This window comes from Mizugakiibacter sp. (assembly GCF_039680435.1).
In the GTDB taxonomy this organism is placed as follows: Bacteria; Pseudomonadota; Gammaproteobacteria; order Xanthomonadales; family Rhodanobacteraceae; genus Mizugakiibacter.
The window spans coordinates 1-3,205 of sequence record NZ_JBDKSX010000107.1; the positions used below are offsets into that span (position 1 = coordinate 1).

Consider the following 3,205-nt stretch of genomic DNA (forward strand, 5'->3'; position numbering starts at 1 on the left):
CGCGCGGCGAGGCGCACGCCGGCGACACCGCCTCGATCCGCGTCGGCATCGAGAAGGTCGATGCGCTGATCAACATGGTCGGCGAACTGGTGATCACGCAGTCGATGCTGGGCCAGGTCGGCGAGCACTTCGAGCCGTCGATGCTGGACACGCTGCGCGCCGGCCTGGCGCAGCTCGAACGCAACACGCGCGAGCTGCAGGAGAGCGTGATGCGCATCCGCATGCTGCCGATCAGCACGGTGTTCAACCGCTTCCCGCGGCTGGTGCACGACCTCGAGCGCAAGCTCGGCAAGCAGGTGCACCTGGAACTGCACGGCGAGCAGACCGAGCTGGACAAGACGGTGCTGGAGAAGATCGGCGATCCGCTGGTGCACCTGGTGCGCAACGCGATCGACCACGGCCTCGAGCCGCCCGAGCGGCGCCGCGCCGCCGGCAAGCCGGACACGGGCACGCTGCGCCTGAACGCCTACCACCTCGGCGGCAACATCGTCGTCGAGGTCAGCGACGACGGCGCCGGTCTGGACCGCGAAGCGATCGTGCGCAAGGCGCGTGAGCGCGGCCTGATCGGCGCCGCCGACCAGCCGGACGACGCCGCGGTCGCCGAGCTGATCTTCCAGCCGGGCTTCTCCACCGCCGCCACCACCACCGACCTGTCCGGCCGCGGCGTCGGCATGGACGTAGTCAGGCGCAACGTCAACGACCTCGGCGGCGCGGTCACGGTCGCCAGCCGGCCGGGGCGCGGCTCCACCTTCACCATCGTGCTGCCGCTGACGCTCGCCATCATCGACGGCCTGACCGCGCAGGTCGGCGACGAGCGCTACATCATCCCGCTGGTGTCGATCATCGAATCGATGCAGTTGAAGCGCGAGCAGATCAACCGCATCGGCAGCGAGGGCGAGGTGTTCCGCTTCCGCGAAGGCTACCTGCCGATCGTGCGCCTGCACGCGCTGTTCGGCTGCCGCGACGCGATCACCGACGCCACGCGCGGCATCGTCGTGGTGGTCGAGGGCGAGGGCCGCCGCGTCGGCCTGCTGGTCGACGCGCTGCTCGGCCAGCAGCAGGCGGTGATCAAGTCGCTGGAAGCGCACTACCGCCGCGTCGGCGGCATCTCCGGCGCGACCGTCACCGGCGACGGCTCGGTCGCGCTGATCGCCGACGTGCCCGGCCTGGTGCGCCTCGCGCACTGCAAGACGCGCGTCGCCGCCTGACCCGCACGCTGCGCCCACCGCGTCCGGCGGGGCCTTCCGATCGGCCGGCCGGCGGGGCTCAAGCTTTGCCGGCGCCGGCCGATTCCACGGGCAGGAGCGCCCGCCGCAGCGGGCACGGACGACGAAGGTGCGCAGCATGAGCGAGATCTCCACACGCGACGGCGCCCAGTTCGGGCAGGCCGGCGCACAGTCCCTCACGTTCAACCTGGCGGGCGAGGAGTACGGCGTCGACATCCTGGCGGTGCGCGAGATCCGCGGCTGGTCCAGGGTCACGCGCGTGCCGCAGGCGCCGGACTTCATCCTCGGCGTGCTCAACCTGCGCGGCGCGATCGTGCCGATCATGGACCTGCGCCTGCGCTTCGGCCTGCCGCGCGAGGAATACACCGCCACCACGGTGACCATCGTGGTGGCGCTGAACGGCCGCCACTTCGGCATGGTGGTGGACGCGGTGTCCGACGTGCTCGACGTGCGCGTCGACGAGATCAAGCCGGTGCCCGACTTCGGCGCCGCGGTCGACACCGAATACCTCAAGGGCCTGGTCGCGGTCGGCGAGCGCATGGTCATGCTGCTCGACGTCGAGCGCCTGCTCGGCCACGACGACTGGGCGATGGTCAAGGCCGCCGCCGAGCCCGAGGCGGCCTGACTGCGGAGGCAGGCGCACCGGACCGGCCGCGGTCGCCGGCCGGGGCGCGGACGTGCGCCGCCTCGGCGCGGACCCGCTCAAGCTTGCGCGCCCGCTGCCGATGCAGTGACTGCAACGCCGGCCTTTGCCGCACCACGATCGGGATCCCACCATGAAACTTCCGCGGTTCCACTTCAACTACACGCTGAAGCTGCGCATGCTGGTGCGCCTGGCTTTGGTGCTCTTCTTCCTGGCGCTGGTCGGCGGCGCCGGCGTGCTCGGCATGCAGCGCGCCAGCGACGCGACCGGCAACCTCTACCGCGACGCGCTGGTGCCGGCCACGCTGGTCGGGCGCATCCTCAACGACATCAACGCCAACTGGACCGAGCTGCAGCGCGCCGTGCAGGCGCACCAGGCGTCGCAGGTCGAGGCCAGCCTGCCGCTGATCGAAAGCCGCGAGGCCGAGATCAAGCAGTTGTGGGCGCAGTACCAGAAATCCGCGCTCACCGAGGCGCAGCGCAAGCAGGCCAAGCTGTTCGAGCAGGACCGCGAGATGCTGCTCGCCGGCATGGACGACGCGGCCGCCTCGCTGAAGGAGGGCGACTTCGACCGCGCCCAGGCAATGATCCAGATGAAGGTGATGCCGGCGTTCGCGCCGGTGCAGGCCGACGTCTCCACCCTGCTCGACCTGCACGTCAAGGACGGCGAGGCCAAGTTCGGCGCCGCGGCCGCGCAGAGCGCGTCGGCGCGCAACACCACCATCGTGGTGATCCTGGCCGGCCTGCTGCTGTCGCTGATCTTCGACGGCCTGTTCATCCGCTCGGTGACCACGCGCCTGGTCGAGGCGACCTCGATCGCCAAGGCCATCGCCGACGGCCGCCTCCACAACGCCATCAAGATCGTCTCGCACGACGAGCTCGGGCAACTGCGCGCCGCGTTGCACGACATGGACATGCGCCTGACCGAGATCGTCACCGACGTGCGCAGCGGCTCGGAGTCGGTATCGACGGCGGCGAAGCAGATCGCGCAGGGCAACGACGACTTGTCGCAGCGCACGCAGGAGCAGGCCAGCTCGCTGGAGGAAACCGCCTCGTCGATGGAGGAGATGACCGCGACGGTGCGGCAGAACGCGGAGAACGCCTCGCAGGCCAACCAGTTGGCGCGCGGCGCGCGCGAGCAGGCCGAACGCGGCGGCGAGGTGGTCGCCAAGGCGGTGCAGGCGATGGGCGCGATCAACGAATCGAGCAAGAAGATCGCCGACATCGTCGGCCTGATCGACGAGATCGCGTTCCAGACCAACCTGCTGGCGCTGAACGCGGCGGTGGAAGCGGCGCGCGCGGGCGAGCAGGGCCGCGGCTTCGCGGTGGTGGCGACC

General features: G+C 70.7%; 3 protein-coding genes. All 3 read left to right on the forward strand.

Annotated elements, in window-relative coordinates; translation table 11 throughout:
* On the forward strand, window positions 1-1,208 hold a 1,208-nt coding region (locus ABFC67_RS11485; protein ID WP_346738164.1), incomplete at its 5' end, for a chemotaxis protein CheA.
* A 136-nt stretch (window positions 1,209-1,344) separates the two neighbouring features.
* Entirely contained in the window at window positions 1,345-1,851 is a 507-nt protein-coding gene (locus ABFC67_RS11490) for a chemotaxis protein CheW (protein WP_346738165.1), read from the forward strand.
* Window positions 1,852-2,002: 151 nt separating this feature from the next.
* On the forward strand, window positions 2,003-3,205 hold a 1,203-nt coding region (locus ABFC67_RS11495), incomplete at its 3' end, for a methyl-accepting chemotaxis protein (protein WP_346738166.1).

Coding starts and splice junctions, on each gene's coding strand:
- ABFC67_RS11490 (WP_346738165.1), top strand. CDS start 1,345: ATGAGCGAGATCTCCACACGCGACGGCGCCCAGTTCGGGCAGGCCGGC.